This window comes from Pantoea sp. AS-PWVM4, assembly GCF_000468095.1.
Classification (GTDB): domain Bacteria; phylum Pseudomonadota; class Gammaproteobacteria; order Enterobacterales; family Enterobacteriaceae; genus Pantoea; species Pantoea phytobeneficialis.
On the sequence record NZ_ASZC01000007.1, the window covers coordinates 39,007 to 57,651 of the forward strand.

Annotated in this window: 15 protein-coding genes; 14 read left to right on the forward strand and 1 reads right to left on the reverse strand. The window is 50.4% G+C overall.

The window, feature by feature from the left end; all coding sequences use genetic code 11:
- Positions 1-161 precede the first annotated feature (161 nt).
- The 11 genes from L579_RS08635 to hutH all read left to right on the forward strand — a co-directional run bounded on the left by L579_RS08635 (position 162) and on the right by hutH (position 13,719).
- The gene (locus tag L579_RS08635) at positions 162-1,241 is read left to right on the forward strand and encodes an S-methyl thiohydantoin desulfurase domain-containing protein (RefSeq protein WP_081692769.1); all 1,080 of its coding nucleotides are present in this window, start codon (positions 162-164) and stop codon (positions 1,239-1,241) included.
- 11 nt (positions 1,242-1,252) lie between these two features.
- The gene (locus L579_RS08640) at positions 1,253-1,855 is read left to right on the forward strand and encodes a glutathione S-transferase family protein (protein ID WP_021183869.1); all 603 of its coding nucleotides are present in this window, start codon (positions 1,253-1,255) and stop codon (positions 1,853-1,855) included.
- A gap of 74 nt (positions 1,856-1,929) precedes the next feature.
- Positions 1,930-3,561 carry a urocanate hydratase gene (locus L579_RS08645; RefSeq protein ID WP_036625978.1) on the forward strand — a complete coding sequence of 544 codons (1,632 nt, stop codon included), beginning with the start codon at positions 1,930-1,932 and terminating at the stop codon, positions 3,559-3,561.
- A gap of 5 nt (positions 3,562-3,566) precedes the next feature.
- Positions 3,567-5,888 carry a molybdopterin-dependent oxidoreductase gene (locus tag L579_RS08650; RefSeq protein ID WP_021183871.1) on the forward strand — a complete coding sequence of 774 codons (2,322 nt, stop codon included), beginning with the start codon at positions 3,567-3,569 and terminating at the stop codon, positions 5,886-5,888.
- A 156-nt stretch (positions 5,889-6,044) separates the two neighbouring features.
- Positions 6,045-7,442 carry a dihydroorotase gene (locus L579_RS08655; RefSeq protein ID WP_021183872.1) on the forward strand — a complete coding sequence of 466 codons (1,398 nt, stop codon included), beginning with the start codon at positions 6,045-6,047 and terminating at the stop codon, positions 7,440-7,442.
- A complete protein-coding gene (locus tag L579_RS08660) occupies positions 7,436-8,701 on the forward strand; it encodes a Zn-dependent hydrolase (RefSeq protein ID WP_021183873.1) in 1,266 nt (421 codons plus the stop codon). Before L579_RS08655 ends, L579_RS08660 begins: the two co-directional genes overlap by 7 nt.
- Positions 8,702-8,769: 68 nt before the next feature.
- Positions 8,770-9,873, forward strand: coding sequence for an ABC transporter ATP-binding protein (locus L579_RS08665; RefSeq protein WP_036625982.1), 1,104 nt, complete (start codon positions 8,770-8,772; stop codon positions 9,871-9,873).
- A complete protein-coding gene (locus L579_RS08670) occupies positions 9,870-10,520 on the forward strand; it encodes an ABC transporter permease (RefSeq protein ID WP_021183875.1) in 651 nt (216 codons plus the stop codon). Before L579_RS08665 ends, L579_RS08670 begins: the two co-directional genes overlap by 4 nt.
- A complete protein-coding gene (locus L579_RS08675) occupies positions 10,517-11,236 on the forward strand; it encodes an ABC transporter permease (protein WP_021183876.1) in 720 nt (239 codons plus the stop codon). The genes L579_RS08670 and L579_RS08675 overlap by 4 nt, the downstream gene beginning before the upstream one ends.
- Positions 11,237-11,241: 5 nt before the next feature.
- Complete coding sequence (locus L579_RS08680) at positions 11,242-12,117, forward strand: ABC transporter substrate-binding protein (protein ID WP_021183877.1); 876 nt, start codon at positions 11,242-11,244, stop codon at positions 12,115-12,117.
- A gap of 66 nt (positions 12,118-12,183) precedes the next feature.
- Positions 12,184-13,719, forward strand: coding sequence for an HAL/PAL/TAL family ammonia-lyase (gene hutH, locus L579_RS08685; protein WP_036625986.1), 1,536 nt, complete (start codon positions 12,184-12,186; stop codon positions 13,717-13,719).
- 80 nt (positions 13,720-13,799) lie between these two features.
- Here the strand turns inward: hutH and L579_RS08690 are convergent, their stop codons facing one another.
- On the reverse strand, positions 13,800-14,699 hold the full coding sequence (locus L579_RS08690; RefSeq protein ID WP_021183879.1) for a LysR substrate-binding domain-containing protein: 900 nt from the start codon (positions 14,697-14,699) through the stop codon (positions 13,800-13,802).
- Between the two features lie 302 nt (positions 14,700-15,001).
- Here L579_RS08690 and L579_RS08695 point away from each other — a divergent pair, with 302 nt between their 5' ends.
- Genes L579_RS08695 through L579_RS08705 form a run of 3 tightly spaced genes read left to right on the forward strand, consistent with a single transcriptional unit; the run spans position 15,002 to position 18,539 of the window.
- Positions 15,002-15,538 (forward strand): sugar dehydrogenase complex small subunit, encoded by a 537-nt coding sequence (locus L579_RS08695; protein WP_036625989.1) that lies wholly within the window; start codon positions 15,002-15,004, stop codon positions 15,536-15,538.
- A gap of 11 nt (positions 15,539-15,549) precedes the next feature.
- Positions 15,550-17,154, forward strand: a complete 1,605-nt coding sequence (locus tag L579_RS08700) for a GMC family oxidoreductase (protein ID WP_021183881.1) — start codon at positions 15,550-15,552, stop codon at positions 17,152-17,154.
- A complete protein-coding gene (locus L579_RS08705; RefSeq protein WP_021183882.1) occupies positions 17,151-18,539 on the forward strand; it encodes a c-type cytochrome in 1,389 nt (462 codons plus the stop codon). The genes L579_RS08700 and L579_RS08705 overlap by 4 nt, the downstream gene beginning before the upstream one ends.
- The last annotated feature ends 106 nt before the right edge of the window (positions 18,540-18,645 follow it).

Consider the following 18,645-nt stretch of genomic DNA (forward strand, 5'->3'; position numbering starts at 1 on the left):
ATGCACGTTATTTGATCGAGTTATTTAGGTAATACAGGGTAAAAACGCGAACAAAAACGGTTTTGTTAACTGGCATTTTGCTTGCAGCTAACTATAAATATCGACTTATTTTATTTTTAAATAAGCTTATTAATAAATTGTACTGTCATGGTGATTGATAAATGAGAGACCTTAGTGTTAAAGATGTCCTCCCGGCAATGTATGGTGGCTTGCTGCTCTCCGCCGGTGGAAGTGGTGTTAATAACTCGTTAGAGAAACACGATTTGGCTGCTGAAGTGGCACTCGGTCTTAACACCATCCGTCTTGCAAAACTTGATGAAATAGACGATGAAGGGTATGTGTTAATTTCGACATCAGTGGGTGCGCCAGGTTTTGCAAAACCTGAATTGGTGTTAAAAGATCATATTAGTGCCGCAGAGTCATTAATTGAAAAACTCGGTAGTAAACCTGTCGGTATCATGTGTGGACATGTACCGGGATTTAATGGCTGGCTTGTCGCCGCGGCATTAGATGTCCCCTATATTGATGCAGCGGCAAATGGTCGTGGTCACCCGACAGTGAAAATGGGTGGGATGGGGTTAGCATCCCGACCGGATATTTCAATTGTGCAGGTTGCTCAGGCAGGATATGCCTCAACAGGATCAAAAATCTCCGTGGTCGCGGAAGGGAATTTGGTTAAAACATCCCAGGTGATGCGACATTGCGCCACAATAAGCGGGGGACTGGTTGCCTCCGCCAGAGGGCCATATAAACCTGATTTTATTGCAGAAAATGGTGCTTCTGGTGCTATTTCATTTCAAATTGAGCTGGGAGAAGCCATGTTGTCAGCGGAGCCGGGTCTGAACCGTGCCACGGCAGCAGCCTCATTTATGGGAGGCGAAGTGATTATCAGCGGCAGAGTAATAAAAAATGATGTGGTTTATAAAGACGGATTCGACATCGGTTATGTCACGGTCAGTAATGGCAGTGAAACTCTCAGTCTGGGTGTCTATAACGAATTTATGACGGCGGATAAAGAAGGGACTCGCGTGGCGACTTTTCCAGACATGATTGGTTCAGTTGATGCTCGTACGGGTGACCCGATTGCTATTTCAACGATGTCGGAAGGACAGGAAGTCAGCATTATTATTGCGCATCATACTCAGTTTCCGCTTGGCAAAGGTGCTATTGACCCGGTTGTATTTACAGAAATAGAACAGGGACTTGGTGTTGAACTTTATTCTTATATCAAATCGAATTAATAGGGCGTTTTATGATCAAGTTGTATGACAGCAAACTTTCAGGCAATGCATGGAAAATTAGATTGATGCTGAACTTCTTACAGATCCCTTATGTAAGGGAAACGCTTAATCTGGCCGAAGGAAAGCATAAAGAAGACGCCTTTAAAAAAATTAACCCCTTTGCTCGCATTCCCGCTGTGGAGCTTGCAGACGGACGCTTCCTGAATGAGTCTAACGCCATACTGCTCTATTTTGCCGAGGGCACTTCTTTATTACCTGCCGATCCCGTATTACGGTGCAAAATCAATGCATGGTTGTTCTTCGAACAAGCGGATTTGCTGCGCTTTTTGGCGTACCCACGCTTTTATACCATGATCAATCAACGTGAAAAGCACCAGGATATTATTTCTCATTATATGGAATTAGGTAAGCCCGCCCTTACCCATGTAGATAAGTGTCTCGAAAAGAATACCTGGATTGCGGGTGAAAGCCTGAGTGTGGCCGATTTTAGCCTCTATCCTTATATTTCGATGGCTGAAGAAGGTGGATATGTATTAGATGAGTGGCCATCGATCCAGCGCTGGTTGAAAGATTTTAAAGATATCCCTGGTTACGAAAATATTGTGAACGCCTGATGCTTATTCTGCGTCATTACTTTTTCATCAGGTAGTTAATGGGTTAACTTTTTCGATTGTTCAGGATATTAATTATGTCACGTAAGATTACTGCCCAGCGGGGTAGCGAACTCCGGTGTAAAGGATGGCGCCAGGAAGCCATTCTCAGAATGCTGGAAAATAATCTTGAGAATGCTGAGAACCCCGATCAACTGGTGATCTACATGGCCTGGGCGAAAGCGGCACGAGACTGGGTGAGTTTTGACCAGACGGTCGATGCGCTTAAGCGTCTCGAAAGCAACCAGACTCTGGTGATGCAATCGGGTAAACCTGTGGGGATTTTTCCATCACAAAACACCACGCCTGTCGTGTTAATGGCTAACGGCAATGTGGTTGGCGGATGGGCGGGTGACGATGATTATCGCAAGCTTGAGCGGGCGGGACTCACCGTTATGCCGGGGATGACGGCTGCCGCCTGGCAATATATTGGTAGCCAGGGCATTTTGCAGGGCACCTATGAGACATTCATGTCTGCGGCGCGTGAACATTTCTCGGGCAGTCTGGCGGGGCGGCTGATTGTTACAGGAGGATGTGGCGGCATGAGTGGTGCGCAACCCCTTGCCGGACAGCTCGCCGGTGCGGCCACCCTGGTGGTTGAGGTTGACGAAAACAAAATCCAGCGTCGGCTGGACAGCGGTTATTGCCAGGTCCTGACATATGAGCTGGATGAAGCGCTTGCTCTGTGCGCCAATGCTCAACGTGCGGGTAAAGGCATCTCTGTTGGGCTGGTTGGAAATATTGCTGAAGTTTTAACGGTGCTGGTTGAACGCGGTCTGACACCGGATATCGTCACCGATCAGACGATTGCTGAACCGGTAAACGGCTATTTCCCGCTTGGCGTGACAAAAGAAGACGTCGTGAGCTTACGCCAATCGGATCCTGAAAAACTGAAGGCTTTGTCCTACGCAACCATCAGGCAGCATGTTTCAGCGATGCTGACGTTGCAGGAACGTGGAGCCATCGTTTTTGAGTACGGGAATAATCTCCGAAAATATGCGAGTGAAGCCGGGGTCAGTGCGGCCTTTGAAATTCGTTCGTTTATTGAAATGTTTATCCGTCCACTTTTCTGTCAGGGGATTGGCCCCTTCCGTTGGATTGCAGTAAGTGGCGATCCTCAGGACATTTATAAAATTGATGATCTGGTGCTGGAATTGTTTCCGGGCAATCAGCGGATTGTCGACTGGATAAAAACCGCCAGAGATAACGTTCAGTTCACCGGCCTGCCAGCGCGTATCGGCTGGATGGGATATGGCGAACGCAAGAAACTGGCGCTGGCCGTCAATCAACTGGTGGCGGAGGGTAAGATTGGACCGATTGCCTTCACGCGTGATCATCTTGATTCTGGATCTGCCACCTTGCCGCACCGTGAAACTGAAAATATGTCTGACGGTTCGGATGCGATTGCCGACTGGCCAATCCTGAATGCCTTACTGAACTGCGGGTCAGGTGCCGATCTGGTGGCCGTTCACTCTTTAGGTAACTGGGGGGTCTCGGCAGGAGTGACCACGGTAGCAACCGGGGATCAGGATGCGGCGGAGCGGTTATCGCGGGTGATGGATAATGATACCGGCATCGGTATTCTGCGTCACGCCAGTGCCGGGTATGAAACTGCGGTAGACCTTGCCCGCGAGTCGGGGCTGGGTATCTCTGCGCAGTTTAAGGATTAACGGTCATGTCACTCTCGCCAGAACGTAAAATCCTGACTTCAACCCACTGGGGTATTTACGAGCTTCATATTGAGAATTCGGCCCTCGTTGCGGTTAAACCGTGGGCGGAAGACCCGGAACCTTCACCAATTGGTCAATCACTGCCAGGGGCGATCGACGGGCCGGTGCGTATCGCCCGTCCTTTGATTCGTAAAGGGTGGCTGGATAAGACATCCAGAGAAGCTACCCCGCGCGGCAGAGATGCGTTTATTGAGGTTTCCTGGGATGAGGCGCTGGGGATTGTGGCAGCCGAACTGGATCGGGTACGGCAACAATATGGGAATCAGGCTATTTATGCGGGTTCCTATGGCTGGGCAAGCGCAGGGCGTTTTCACCATGCGCAAAGCCAGATTCATCGCTTTCTGAATCTGATCGGCGGGTACACGAGTTCTGAGAACACCTATTCGTCAGCGGCGGGTGAAGTGGTGCTGCCGTATATCATTGGCAACCAATATGGTCTGGTCAGCCACTACACCACCTGGGAACAGATCGCCAGTCACGGTGAGCTGGTGCTGGCGTTTGGCGGTCTACCAGGGCGTAACAGTCAGATTCAGGGGGGTGGCGTTGGCAGACATCTGCACAATGCATCCCTGCAACGTGCTGTGGAGCAGGGCGTGCGTTTTATTAATCTCTCCCCCTGTCGCGATGATATGCCTGAGAACATCCCTTCTGAGTGGTTACCGCTGCGACCCACCACGGATAGCGCATTACTCCTGGCATTGTGCTTCGAGCTGATTCAGCAGCAACGTTACGATAAGGCGTTTATCGAGCGATGCACCGTCGGATTTGAGCAGATTTCAGCTTATTTGCGGGGTGATAACGATGGCATTGTGAAAGACGCCGCATGGGCGGCGGCTATCTGCCAGATCCCGGAAGTAAAAATTAGAGAACTGGCCGATCTGATCGCCTCGCACCGTACGATGGTGATGGTTAATTGGGCGATTCAGCGAGCAGAGTTCGGCGAGCAACCTTACTGGGCGGCTGTCACCCTGGCAGCGCTATCCGGTGATATTGGGCTGCCAGGGGGGGGATTCGGCTTTGGTTATGCCTGTCTGAATGGCGTCGGACAGAATGAGCTGGGTTATCGTTGGCCCAGTCTGCCTCAGGGTAAAAATCCGGTTGCTGAAAGCATCCCGGTTGCGCGTCTGGCAGACATGCTTCTGGCTCCGGGTGATGAGTATGACTTCAACGGCATGACCCGGCGTTATCCGGACATCCGACTGGTGTACTGGGCCGGTGGCAATCCTTTTCACCACCATCAGGATCTCAATCGGCTGGTTAAGGCGTGGCAACAGCCGGAAACCATCATTGTTCAGGAGCCGTTCTGGAACGCTACCGCGCGGCATGGCGATATTATCCTGCCCGTCACGACGTCATTTGAACGCAATGACATCGCGCTGGTAAATCGTGATAACACGATTGTTGCCATGAAAAAAGCGCTCCCTGCCTTCAGGGAAGCGCGTGATGATTATCATATTTTTCAATCTATTGCGCAGCAGCTCGGCATAGAAGAAAACTTTACCCTGGGCCGGACCGCTGAGGAGTGGGTGGAGGATTTGTATGAACAATCCCGTAAAAGGAATCCCCTTCTGCCGCCGTTTGACCAGTTCTGGCAGGAAGAGGTGGTGACCTTTGCCCAGCCTGCAAGCCATTACAATCTTCTGGAGGATTTCAGGGCAGATCCTGCGCGTTGCCCCCTGATGACAGCATCAGGACGTATTGAACTCTATTCACAATCGGTTGCCGATTATGGCTATACGGAGTGTCCTGGGCATGCGGTCTGGCGGGAACCCGAGGAGTGGTTGGGGTCGCCGCTGGCGCGCACCTATCCGATTCATCTGTTGTCGCCGCAGCCAGCGGATAAATTGCACAGTCAATATGACCACGGCAAGGTGAGCCAGTCAGCAAAAATCCACGGAAGAAACCGGCTGTTGATGCATCCGCTGGATGCGCAGCACAGAGGGATTGTTGCGGGTGATGTTGTGCGGATTTTTAACTCCCGTGGGCAGTGCCTGGCCGGTGTAAAACTCAGTGATGCCATGATGCCGGGGGTGGCGCAACTCCCGACAGGTGCCTGGTTTGATCCTTCATATCAGGATGGGGAGTGTCTGGATAAACAGGGTAATCCCAATGTACTGACACAGGACAAGGGAAGTTCCCGACTTTCTCAGGGGCCGAGTTGTAATTCTTTGTTGGTTGAGATTGAGCGTTATATTTCGCGATTGCCAGAAATCACCGCGTTCACGCCACCACAGATATTAAGGCGATGTCAGAATGTTAAAGAATAAATGTTCCTGCGAATTTCCATGATCTTTTTATGAGGAATTAGCCAGAGCGGGTTATTGAACCTTCAGGTTGCCCGATTACTTATAATCTTCCACTGCAATATCTTGTCCGAGGTGCAGGGAGTGATGTTTATTTAATTTACTACAGGTAAGATGAATATGTCTTTGAATGACTTTGCATGTGAAAAAATCATTTTAGGTACTGTGGTTCTTTCCGATAAAATTATTGAAGATGGCTTTGTCGCGATCAGCAATGGCCTGGTGGTTGCGGTAGGTGAAAGGGGGCAATCATTGCCCCAAACCAATGATCTCATCGACTACCGTGGCAGTTATATTTTTCCGGGTGCGATTGATGCTCAAGTTCATAGTCGTAGCCAGAAAGGCAATGAGGATTTTATCTGGTCAACCAAGGCGGCTGCCGCTGGTGGTGTGACCACGATTGTTGATATGCCTTATGATGCCGGGCGTCTCATTTGTAATGAAGCGTTGTTCAACCTCAAGAGAAAAGAGGCAGAAGAGCAGGTAAGAGTTGATTTTGCGTTGTATGGCACTGTTCATCCAGAAGAAGGGAGGCAGCACCTGGAAGCCATGGCCCAGGCTGGTGCGATAGGCTTCAAATTCTCAAGTTTTGGTACCGATGCCCAGCGTTTTCCACGTATTGCTCCGCATATGTTATATGAATGTTTTAGTGAAATATCTAAACTTGGCTTGATTGCTGGCGTGCATAATGAGAACGATGAATCCGTAAAATACCTTATTGAAAAATTAAAACAGGAAAATATCACCGATTACCGGGCGCATAATCTTTCACGACCGCGTTACACTGAAAATATTGCCAGTGCGGAAGTGTATGAATTAGGCGCAGAAACGGGATGCCGTGCGCATATTGTCCATTGTTCTAATGGTCGTGGTATTGAATTATGCAAAAGCTACCGCGATCTGGGCTACGACGTGACGGTTGAAACCTGCCTGCATTATTTAACCTTGAGTGAAGAAGAGGATGTGGCCCGGCTGGTGGGGAAAGCAAAAATTAATCCCCCGGTGCGGCAAAGGGCAGAACGTGAAGCGCTGTGGCAGCACCTTGAAAAAGGGAATATTACGGTCCTTTCGACCGACCACGTAAGTTGGTCACTGGAGCGTAAAAACTCTGCGAATATGTTCGAAAATGCTTCCGGTGCGTCGGGTCTGGAATTACTGGTAACCCTGGCACTGACCGGTGCTGAACAGCGCAATATCGCTTTTCATCATCTGGCCAAAGTCCTCAGCTACAACGCCGCCCGGCTGTTCCGGTTGGATAATTGTAAAGGTGCGCTGGAATCTGGCAAAGATGCCGATCTGATCATCATTAAACGCGATCCCTATATCTACTCAGCCGCTGAAAGTGGCAATAACTTCTCTCCGTGGTCACCCTATGACGGGCGCGAAATATATTATCGCGTTGAACGCACCATGCTGAGAGGTGAATGGATTTATGCCGACAACGTCGTGACGGCTGAGCCGGGGAATGGCCAGTTCGTTTCTCCACATTGTCGCCGTGAGGTGGCGGAAAAATGCTGATCAATGATTCTCGTATGTGGCAGTGGCTGCTGACGCTGAGCCAGTATACCGATCCTGCACAACCCTACACCCGGCGCTCATTCAGCGAGCGCTTTCTGGCGGGCAGAAGTTGGTTAACGCAGCAAATGGAAATGTTGGGTCTGGATACACACATTGATAGCGCAGGTAATCTGATTGGCCGCATCAACGGCACGGATCCTGATGCCGGAACCCTGGTGATGGGTTCTCACAGCGATACGGTTCCGGGTGGCGGCCGATTTGATGGTATTGCTGGGGTCATTGCCGGTCTGGAATGCATTGCCGCGATGAATGACGCCAATTATCGTCCTCGCCATAGCATAGAGATCATTGATTATCTGGCTGAAGAACCCAGTGAATGGGGCATTTCCTGCGTTGGTAGCCGAGGGATCAGTGGCTTTCTGCATGAGGCCCTGCTGGAAACGCCTCATCCTGAAACCGGTGAGTTGTTACGAGATGCAATTCGCAGAGTGGGCGGAAAACCTGACCAACTCAGCATCAGAAAGGACATCAAAGCCAGCTTCGAGTTGCATATTGAGCAGGGACAGATCCTGGAACAACATCATGAAGATATTGGGATTGTCAGTGGCATTGTCGGGATTCTACGCCTGTCGCTAACGCTGGCGGGCCAGGCGGCACACGCAGGGACTACGCCAATGCATATGCGTCAGGACGCCCTGGTTGCCGCGGCCAATACGATTCAACGGGCAGATAACCTTGCCCGCGCGATTTCAGCCGCAGGCGAGCATCATCTCACCGTTACCTGCGGGCAAATATTCTCCTCTCCCAACGCCAGTAATGTCGTGCCCGGCGAAGTGCGGCTGGTGTTCGATATTCGTTCTGACAGCCATCAGGTCATGGAAGATTTTGCCAATGCGCTCAGCAACATGGCCGGGCAGGTCACGCAGGAGTTCGGCGTTTCATTACAGGATTTCGTCATCCTTACGGATACACAACCCACCCTCTGTGACGCTCAGTTGATGTCGTTGATCCAGCAGTCATCTCAGCAACGGGGATGGTTGTCCCGCGTCATGCCCAGTGGTGCAGGGCATGACAGCGCCTTCCTGGCGACGCTCGCACCCGCAGCAATGCTTTTTGTCCCCAGTTTACTGGGGAAAAGCCACTGCCCGGAGGAATGGACGTCGCAGGAGCAACTGGCTCGTGGCATCAGTGTGCTGCTGGATTCTGCCATCGCATTTGACAGGCAGGGATTCGAGCCATCGGTACGCAACGTTTCCTGAATATCAGACGGTGCCCCTCGTCAGCATGAGATGAGGGGCTGCTCAAAAAATAAGGCAGTGGGCTAATCATGATTTCGTTCGAGAACGTCACAAAACATTATGAAGATGGAACCCTGGTTGTGGACCGGCTCTCTTTCACGGCACCAACGGGGAAGTTGACTATTCTTGTCGGTCCCTCGGGATGCGGAAAGACGACAACATTGCGCATGATCAATCGTTTGATTGAGCATTCATCGGGGAAAATTTTACTTAATGATCAGTCGATTGACGAATTGGATGTCGTCAAATTAAGAAGAAAGATTGGTTACGTCATTCAAAATGCCGGACTTTTCCCGCATAAAAACATCGTTGATAACATTGCAGTGACCGCCATGCTTAATGGTGCAACGCGCCACGCCGCGCGTAAAACGGCCATGGAATTGCTGGAACGTGTGGGCCTGTCTGCATCGCTGGCCAATCGCTATCCCTGGCAACTTTCCGGTGGGCAGCAACAGCGGGTCGGGGTTGCCCGCGCGCTGGCGTCCGATCCTGAGTTTATGCTGATGGATGAACCCTTTAGCGCGGTTGACCCCGTTGTGCGCGAGCAGCTCCAGGATGAGTTTTTGCGTCTGCAAAGGGAGATTGGCAAAACCATTATCATGGTCACGCATGATATTGATGAAGCGATGAAGTTGGGTGATCAGGTTGCCGTTCTCATGCCGGGAGGACGGCTGGCACAGGTTGCCTCACCGGCTGAACTCCTGACCTCACCGAAGAGTCCGTTTGTCGCCGATTTTATCGGCAGGGATCGCGGGTATCGTCGTTTAACCTTTAGCCCATTGCAGCCTCAATTACCCCTGCAAACCGAACCGACCGTTAATCTGGGTGAAAGCGTCACACGGGCCAGAGCGGTGGCTCAGGGACGCTGGGTACTGGTTACTGGGCAGAATAAACCACTGGGTTGGTTTGATCTGGAACTGGCCACTGAGCCAACGATTGAACTCAGTGACATCAATCTGGGGAGCACTTTTTCGCCTCTTTCCGGCAACTTGCGTCAGCTGACAGATGCGGTACTCAGTTCACCCTGCCAGCGAGGTGTCATTGTTGATGACGAGCAGCAACTGCTGGGAACGCTGGGGTTTGATGATGTTCTGGACGTTCTGCGCGCCAGCAACAAGGCGGTGGGGCTATGAGATTTGACTGGCTTTTACGGCAAAGTGACCAGATAGCCCAGTTGTTTCTCTGGCATCTTTGGTTATCGGTGTTACCGGTGCTCATCGGCCTGGCACTGGCGCTCCCGGCTGGTGGACTGATTCAGCGGCTACCCCGTCTGAAAGCGGTGCTGCTTAACCTGTTTGGGTTGTTATATACCATTCCTTCCCTCGCATTATTCATTTTACTCCCCGGTATTCTGGGCACGCGCATTCTGGATACGGTTAATGTGATGGTCGCTCTGGTTATTTATGCCTTTGCACTGCTGGTGCGCACGGTATGTGATGGGCTGGATTCCGTATCACCAGACACCCGCCAGGCTGCCATCGCATTAGGATACAAGCCCTTCCACCAGTTTCTCACGATCGACCTGCCTGTTGCGATCCCCGTCATCGCCGCTGGATTTCGGGTCGCGGTGGTCTCGAACGTGAGCATTGTATCGATTGCTGCCCTGGTGGGAACGCCGCAGCTTGGCAGCCTGTTTACACAAGGGTTTCAGCTACAGTTCCTGACGCCGATCATCGCGGGTGTAGTTTTGTGTGTCCTGCTGGCGTTGTTGCTCGACAGCCTGGTGGTGTATGGCACGCACAAGCTGGTGGTATGGCAACCGGCAAGGAGAAAATCATGATTGCATGGTTTGCGGACAGTTCACACTGGCTGGGAGATGACGGCTTGCTGCTCCTGATTTGGCAGCATCTGCTTTACAGTGCGGTTGCTCTGGTGTGCACATTGCTGGTGGCTTTTCCGATTGGTTGTTATTGCGGGCACACCGGGAAAGGTGAACGCGTGTTGATAGGGTGCGCGAACGCGCTCAGGGCTTTACCGTCTTTTGGTCTGATCATTATTCTGGTGATTATCTTAGGCCCGGTTTTCACCTCGGATTTGGCTTTCATTATACCCAGCCTGATTGTCTTAATCGTACTGGCGTTACCATCAATTATGCTCGGAGTATGGTCTGGTATCACCAGCATCGACCGTACCGTTATTGATGCGGCCAGAGGAATGGGCTATTCCCCGTGGCGTTTACTGTTAACGGTGGAATTACCTTGTGCGTTACCTTTAATTATCTCCGGTATTCGAAGTGCGACGCTACAGATCATCTCTACGGCGACCATTGCTGCTTATGTTTCTTTAGGTGGCTTAGGACGATTGATTATTGATGGGCGTGCGCAGAGTGATTACCAGCAAATGATCGCAGGTGCATTGTTAGTGGCTGTTTTAGCGTTATTAGTTGACTTTATATTTTCATTATTAATCAGGGTAGTGGTTTCGCCCGGTATTTTACGGCGTGAAACATCACAAAAATCTTCCGTTCCATCTATTCTTACACGCAACCGGAGTTAACTTAAATGAAATTGAGTCATTTATTTGCGGCATCTCTGTTATCGCTCGCTTTTTGCCAGGTCACCCATGCAGCAGAAGCGTCAGAAACGATTATTATTGGTTCAGCAGACTTCCCTGAGAGCCAGGTCCTGGCAACTATTTATGCGGATGCACTGGCGGCAAAAAATATTCATGTAGAAAGAAAAATGAATATTGGGAGTCGCGAAGTCTATATGCCCGCGCTGATTGACGGGTCGGTCAATCTTATGCCTGAGTACACCGGTGCCGCGCTGCAATATTTTGATAAAAAATCACAGGCCAAAACGACCGAGCAGGTGGCCGGTGACCTTGTAAAAGCGCTGCCCAAAGGCATCACCATGCTGACACCGTCGCAAGCGCAGGACGTGGTGACACTGGCAGTGACCGAAAAAACAGCGGAAAAGTTTAAGCTGAAAGATATTGGTGACCTGAAAACGCACAGTCAAAGTATGACACTGGGCGGCCCGGCTGAATGGAAAACTCGTCCCGAAGGGTTGCCGGGACTGAAATCTGTCTATGGTCTTGAGTTCAAATCCTATAAAACGCTGGATGTTTGTGGCCCACTGACATTATCGGCGCTGGTGAACGGTCAGGTTAATGTTGCCTGTGTATTCTCAACCGATCCCTCGATTAAGACCAGAAATTTAGTTTCTCTTAACGACACGCAGAATTTAAATCCGGTGCAGAACGTTGTCCCTCTTATTTCTTCGGCTAAGGTCAATAGCACGGTAACTGACACGTTGAATGCCATCTCACAGGCATTAACGACACAGGATCTGATTGCGATGAATGCGCGTCTCGATAATCATGATGATTACGATGTTATTGCTTCTGACTGGCTCAAAGCACACAAATTAAATTAATGCCGCCGCAGGTGGGGAGCGCGATTCTCCACCTGCATATTTTTGGATAAAAAAATGAAAGATTTCATGCATGCTGTGCTGAAGAAGAAAGAGACGATAACTCTCAGTGAGCAAGGGTGTACGGTTGAGGATATTGTTGCCATTGCCGCCGGTGCAAAAGTGATGCTTGACCCATGTTCTCTGGAAAATATGAGAAAAACGCAGCAGCTAATGCAGGATGCAATTACCAGTGGCGTTCCCATATATGGCCTGACGACCGGCGTTGGTGACCTGTACAGTGTCAAACTTTCTCCCGAAGAAATCAGACAAACACAACTCAACATGTTACGCAGTCATGCCAGCGGCGTGGGCACCCCACTGGATAGCTGGAATGTTCGCGCCATTATGGCCACGATTATTGTCGCCATGCTGAAAGGTGCGAGCGGTGTTTCACCCGAATTGCTGGAAACAATGGCCGCCATGTTAAACAAAGGCGTGACACCGCGGGCACCATTAGGTGGATCTGTGGGCTATCTGATCGCGACAGCACATATCGGACTGAGTGTCTTTGGTTATGGAGAGTCATGGTTTGAGGGTGAATGGCTATCGGGCGCTGAAGCCATGCAACGCGCGGGTATTACGATTCTCGAACCCGGCCCAAGGGAAGGACATGCATTAATCAGCGGCACCTATGAGATTACCGGACTCGGTTCTATCGCGTTGGTGCGATGCGAAGCGCTGATCGCGCTTGCCGACCTTGCGGGGGCAATGAGTTTAGAATCTATGCGCGGAAATGTAAGTGGATTCGATCCCCGACTGCACCGTTTTCGCCCGCATCCCGGCCAACTGGAAACCGCGGATCGGCTTCTGAAGCTTTTAGCCGACAGTGAAATTCTTGATGCACATCGGCATTACCGTCTACAGGATGCACTGAGTTTACGCTGTATTCCTCAGGTCCACGGCGCAGTTCGGGATGCAATCACGTATTGCAGGAAAGTGCTGACTACCGAGCTCAATTCACTGACGGACAATCCTATTTTCATTGTGGAAGATGATGAGTTGGTCGCGTTACCTGGGGGCAATGGACACGGGGCACCGGTTGCGCTGGCTCTGGATAATCTGGCGATTGCGGTTGCCACATTATCAACGATTTCTCAGGCCAGAAGTGACCGGCTTGTGAATCAGCACCTGAGCGGATTGCCTGCATTTCTCTCGGGCCGTGAGGGCGGAGGGTCTGCATTTTCCATCTCACCTTGTATTGCTGCTGCGCTCTCGGCGGAGAATCGTGCGCTTGCCGCACCAGCCTCCGTGCATACCCTGTCCACAGTGGCCGGGCAGGAAGATCATATTTCTCAAGGCGCGTTGGCAGCGCGTAAGGTGCAGACTGCGATTGAAAATCTGGCGGATTTATTGAGTGTAGAATTGCTCTGCGCGGCACAGGCGCTGGATTTCCATAAACCGTTGCGTCCGGGAAAAGCGACAGCGGCTGCGTGGGAATTGATAAGAACTAAAGTCACCTTCCGCGTCAGTGATCGTGAAATGTACCCGGACCTTGCCGATGTGCGCCGTTTTATTGATGATGGCAGTTTGAATCATATTGTGGATAACGTACTCAGCGGTTGACAGGCTGATATGGCCAGTATGTTTAGCCTCCTGTTATCCGGGAACCATTGGGCTAGAACTGGCCATTTCGTGGCAGAGTATTATTTTGTCGAGTAGTTTCTGAAAAAATCAGTCATTAACTTCTGCACAGGATTGGTTTGATCATGATTCCAGACAAAAATTAGCTGAGTCAATGCGTTAGCATCTTCCAGCGGGCGGAAGACCACATTCCCAATACTATAGGAAATAATGTTTTCCGGCACCAGGCTGACGGCCATCCACGCATTGACCAGGCCAAGGCTATTATTTACCGCTGATACTCGCCATTCTATTTTTGGATTAAATCCGGCCTGATGGGAAAGTTGGATTAACGAGCCGCTTATGCCCTGAATATCCGGTTCCTGATAACTCACAAAGGATTCGTTTGCCAGATCCTTCATTGACAATGATTGTCGTGAGGCGAGGGGATGATTAGGTGACATCGCCACACAAAGCCTTTGCGCCGAGAATGTGCAATTGAGCGTTCCTTCCGGTAATAAAGGATAAGGCCCACGAATGATTGCCAAATCCACTTTTTGCTTACGAAGCAAGGTAAGTTGCTCTGGCATGGCGAGTTCGATCAGTTGTATTTCGATCGCCGGATAATGACTACGGAAGTCTTTTAAAAGATTGAGAAACTTCTCATCCAGCAGTGCCGTCCCCACATGACTTATCGTGACCTTTCCCATCTCTCCGGATGCGGCTTTTTTGGCCTTTTCAATGGCAAGTTTGTGATTCTCAAGTAACTCAATAACGCTCTGGTGATAATGTCTGCCCGCCGCAGAGAGACATATCCCCCTTCCGGCCGGTTGAAACAGGCGAAATCCCACTTCCAGCTCAAGTGCTTTTATTTGCTGACTGAGTGCTGATTGAGCAATTCCAAGCTTCTCAGCTGCCTTGCCATAATGTTCAATTTCGGCGAGACAGGTGAAATATTCTAATCTTTTTAACGTATCAGCCATCTTTTTCTCATAAGCATTTGCTTATCAAATTAACATTGTAGTTATCTGGATCACATTTTTTTATCAAATCATAATACTACCCACATCAAGACTAAGGGGACCATTTTGCATGAATGGATCTGCCTGACCGACGTTGTGGGATGAAAACAATGCAATAACCAAATCAAAGCAATGTAACTTTAAGTGTCTGTTTTTCAGTTGTTTGTTCTGAATCTGGACATTTATTGCTGCTCCTACAGCACATTACAATATTCAATAGATGCAAAAAGGCAAGTCTAAAAATTTAAGCAAGGCAAATTAATATGAGTATGTCGACTGATGTCAGTCCCGCGGGAAGAAGGCGATTCATCAAGCTTTTGGCAACAACCACGGTACTCGGTGCAACCAGCAGTTTACTTCCCGGACAGATGGCCTGGGCAATAGATGCTGGCATGCGTTCAAACCCCGTTTTTACCGCTTTTATGACCGTCTCTGAGATTATTTGCGGCTATCCCGAACTGGATAACGCACTTGGGCAGCGCATTTTTACCTTGATGCAAAGTCGCAATGCAGAATTAAAAAACCAGTTAGTGACACTTAATAAAATTCTGAATGCAGACATGCGTTCTGTTGATATGCAAAAGGCTTTACAGGGTGTTGATCAGAATACCCAGACGTTGTTCACCGATATTTTACGCGCCTGGCAATTAGGGATTGTGGGTAGCGGGAAAGAGGCGAAAGTGGTCGCGTATGAATATGCGCTGATGTACACCCCCATTGCCGATGTTGTGGTACTCCCGACCTACGCCAGAGGTGAACCGCATTACTGGGCCAAGCCGCCTGTCATTAAAAGCCTGTAAGAGAATAATTGATGAAAACAACGCATTCAGCCACCGTCGTCATCGTTGGCTCGGGGATTGCTGGCTCTCAGATCGCCCAAAAGTTACAGAAAGCGGGGATTGATACCCTGATGCTGGAAGCGGGTCCGCGTATCGAAAGATGGAAAATCGTAGAAAACTACCGTAATTCTCCGTTCAAAGGCGATTTTCAGTCACCTTATCCACCGACGCAACATGCACCTCACCCGCAATATTCACCTCAAGATAACGACTATTTTATTCAGTATGGTCCGGAGCCTTACAAGGCGGGATACCTGCGTGTCGCGGGCGGTACCACCTGGCACTGGTCGGCTCAGGCATGGCGTTTATTGCCCAATGATATGAAGCTCAAAACACTTTATGGTGTCGGGCGCGACTGGCCAATCAGCTACGATGATCTGGAACCCTATTACTACGAGTCAGAAGTTGAGATGGGCGTTGGTGGTCCCGACGATACCGGATCCCCGCGCAGTAAACCTTATCCGCAGCCCCCGCTGCCGTTGTCTGACTTTGACAAGGCCTTCAAGAAGGTGGTCGATCAGAATGGCTATCACCTGATCACCGAACCGGCTGCGCGTAACACCCAACCGTTTGATGGCCGTCCTGCCTGCTGCGGTAACAGTAACTGCATGCCCATCTGCCCGATTGAAGCGCAATACACCGGCGAGACGGCTTTGCGTAAAGCAGAACGTGCTGGCTCGCTGTTGGTGCCGAACGCGGTGGTTTATAAAATCGAGCACGATGAAAAGGGCAATATCACCTCGGTGCTGTACAAAGATCCGAACGGTGAAAGCTTCCGCGTCACCGGGAAAATTTTCGTGCTGGCCGCCAATGCCATCGAAACCCCAAAATTGATGCTGATCTCCAAAAGTGATAAGTACCCGAACGGTATCGGCAACACCACCGATAACGTCGGACGTCACCTGATGGACCATCCGGGCACTTCCGTTTACTTCCTCAGCAAAGAGCCGATGTGGCCGGGACGTGGCCCGATGCGTCTTAGCTGCATTAACAATCTGCGCGACGGTGCGTTCCGTTCTGAATACTCCGCCATGAAGATTAACCTGGGTAACTACTCTCCGACGCTGGCCGTCAGTAATTATCTGTTAAGCAAGGGAATCTCAGGTAAAGAGCTGCCCGCTATGGTGCGCGACTATGCATCGCGTTGGGTCGCAGTGAATACCTTTTTCGACATTCTGCCAGACCGAAATAACCGAATTGTGGCGGTTGAGGACAGAAAAGATGCCCTCGGTATTCCAAAACCGGGCGTGCATTATTTTATCAACGATTACATCAATAAAGCCCGTGATGTCGCGCATCAGCACTTCGATCACATTGCCAGCCTGTTTGGTGGCACAGAAGTTCGCCACGATGATAAGTATTTCAATAACAACCATATTATGGGGACGCTGATCATGGGCAATGATGCAAATGATTCAGTCGTTGATGCGGATTTACGTACACACGATCACCAGAATCTGTTTGTCGCTTCCAGTGGTGTGATGGCAAGCGCCGGCACCGTCAACTGTACGCTGACACTCTCCGCTCTGGCGATGAGACTGGCGGATAAACTGATCGAGGAGTGTAAACACGTATGATGCGCTTATCACTCAGAGCATCGTTACTGATGGCTCCTCTGGCTGGCCTGTTTTTCTGTTCTGCAAGTTTTGCCGCTGGCGCGCCGCAGGATTTAATCCGGCAGGGCGAATATCTCAGCAAAGCGTCTGACTGTGAGGTATGCCATACCGCACCCGGTGGGACGACGTTTGCCGGTGGGTTAGCGTTCAAAACCCCGTTTGGCGTGATTTACTCTTCGAATATCACCCCGGACAAAAGCACCGGTATTGGTCGCTGGACGGAACAACAGTTCAGCAATGCACTGAAACACGGGATCCGTGCCGACGGGAAAAACCTCTATCCGGCAATGCCTTACACGTCATACTCGAAGCTGACTGACGCTGATATTCATGCGATGTATGCGTATTTTATGTCGATCCAGGGGGTTAACCATAATCCGCCGGAAAACGAAATGGGCTTCCCGTATAACCAGCGTCTGGCGCTCAAGGGGTGGAATTTAATCAATTTCCACTACAAGCCTTTTGAAGACGATCCGCAGCAATCTGCCGAATGGAACCGCGGGAAATACGTCGCTACGGCGCTTGGACATTGTGAGGAGTGCCATACACCCCGTAACCTCGCAATGGGACTGAGTAACAAAGCCTACGCCGGGGCGATGGTCGATGGCTGGGAGGCGTTTAACATCTCATCAGATAAAGTGTCGGGTATTGGCAACTGGAGCCATGACGATCTGATGCAATATCTACGTACCGGGGCACTGCCCGGCAAGGCTACCACGGGCGGCGGTATGGCGGATGTTATCTCGCACAGCTTGCGTTTCCTGACCCCGGAAGATATGAGCGCGCTGGCGACCTATATCAAAAGTGTGCCGGCACAGCAGACATCCTCCCGCAACCGCTCGGCTGCCGGTCAGGACGCACAAAGCAATATCACACAGGATGTGCGTGGTATGCCGATTGATGATGCTTCGCCTTCTGGTGCAGTGTTATATAACGGTAACTGTGCGAGCTGCCACGGTACTGCCGGGCAGGGTATTGGCGAAAATAGATACTACCCCTCATTGTCGCAAAACAGTGTTGTTGGTTCCGATAAGCCGAACAATCTGGTGCAGGTGATACTGCATGGGATAGACCGTGAGAATGGGGCAGGGGATCACATTGTCATGCCGGGATTCGGTGACAATCTTACCGATGCACAGATCGCCACGTTAACCAACTATGTGCGCAATCAATACGGCAACGGCGGAGATAATGTTGACGGTGCTGCGGTGAAAACCTTGCGTGACAATAATGTCACCGTTATCCCGGGTTATTTGCTGATCGCGGGTGGCGGAGTGGGCGCGCTGATCGTTATTGCCCTTGTTGTTTATTTCCGTCGCAGAGGAAAACTGCGCCAGATAAGTTAATTTATCAAAATAGACTTAGCAGGTAATTGCAAACGTTAATGGGTCAGTGATATTCACTGGCCCATTTTTTTTGTTCAGGAAGCGCATCTCCTCTGCGGATCAATCT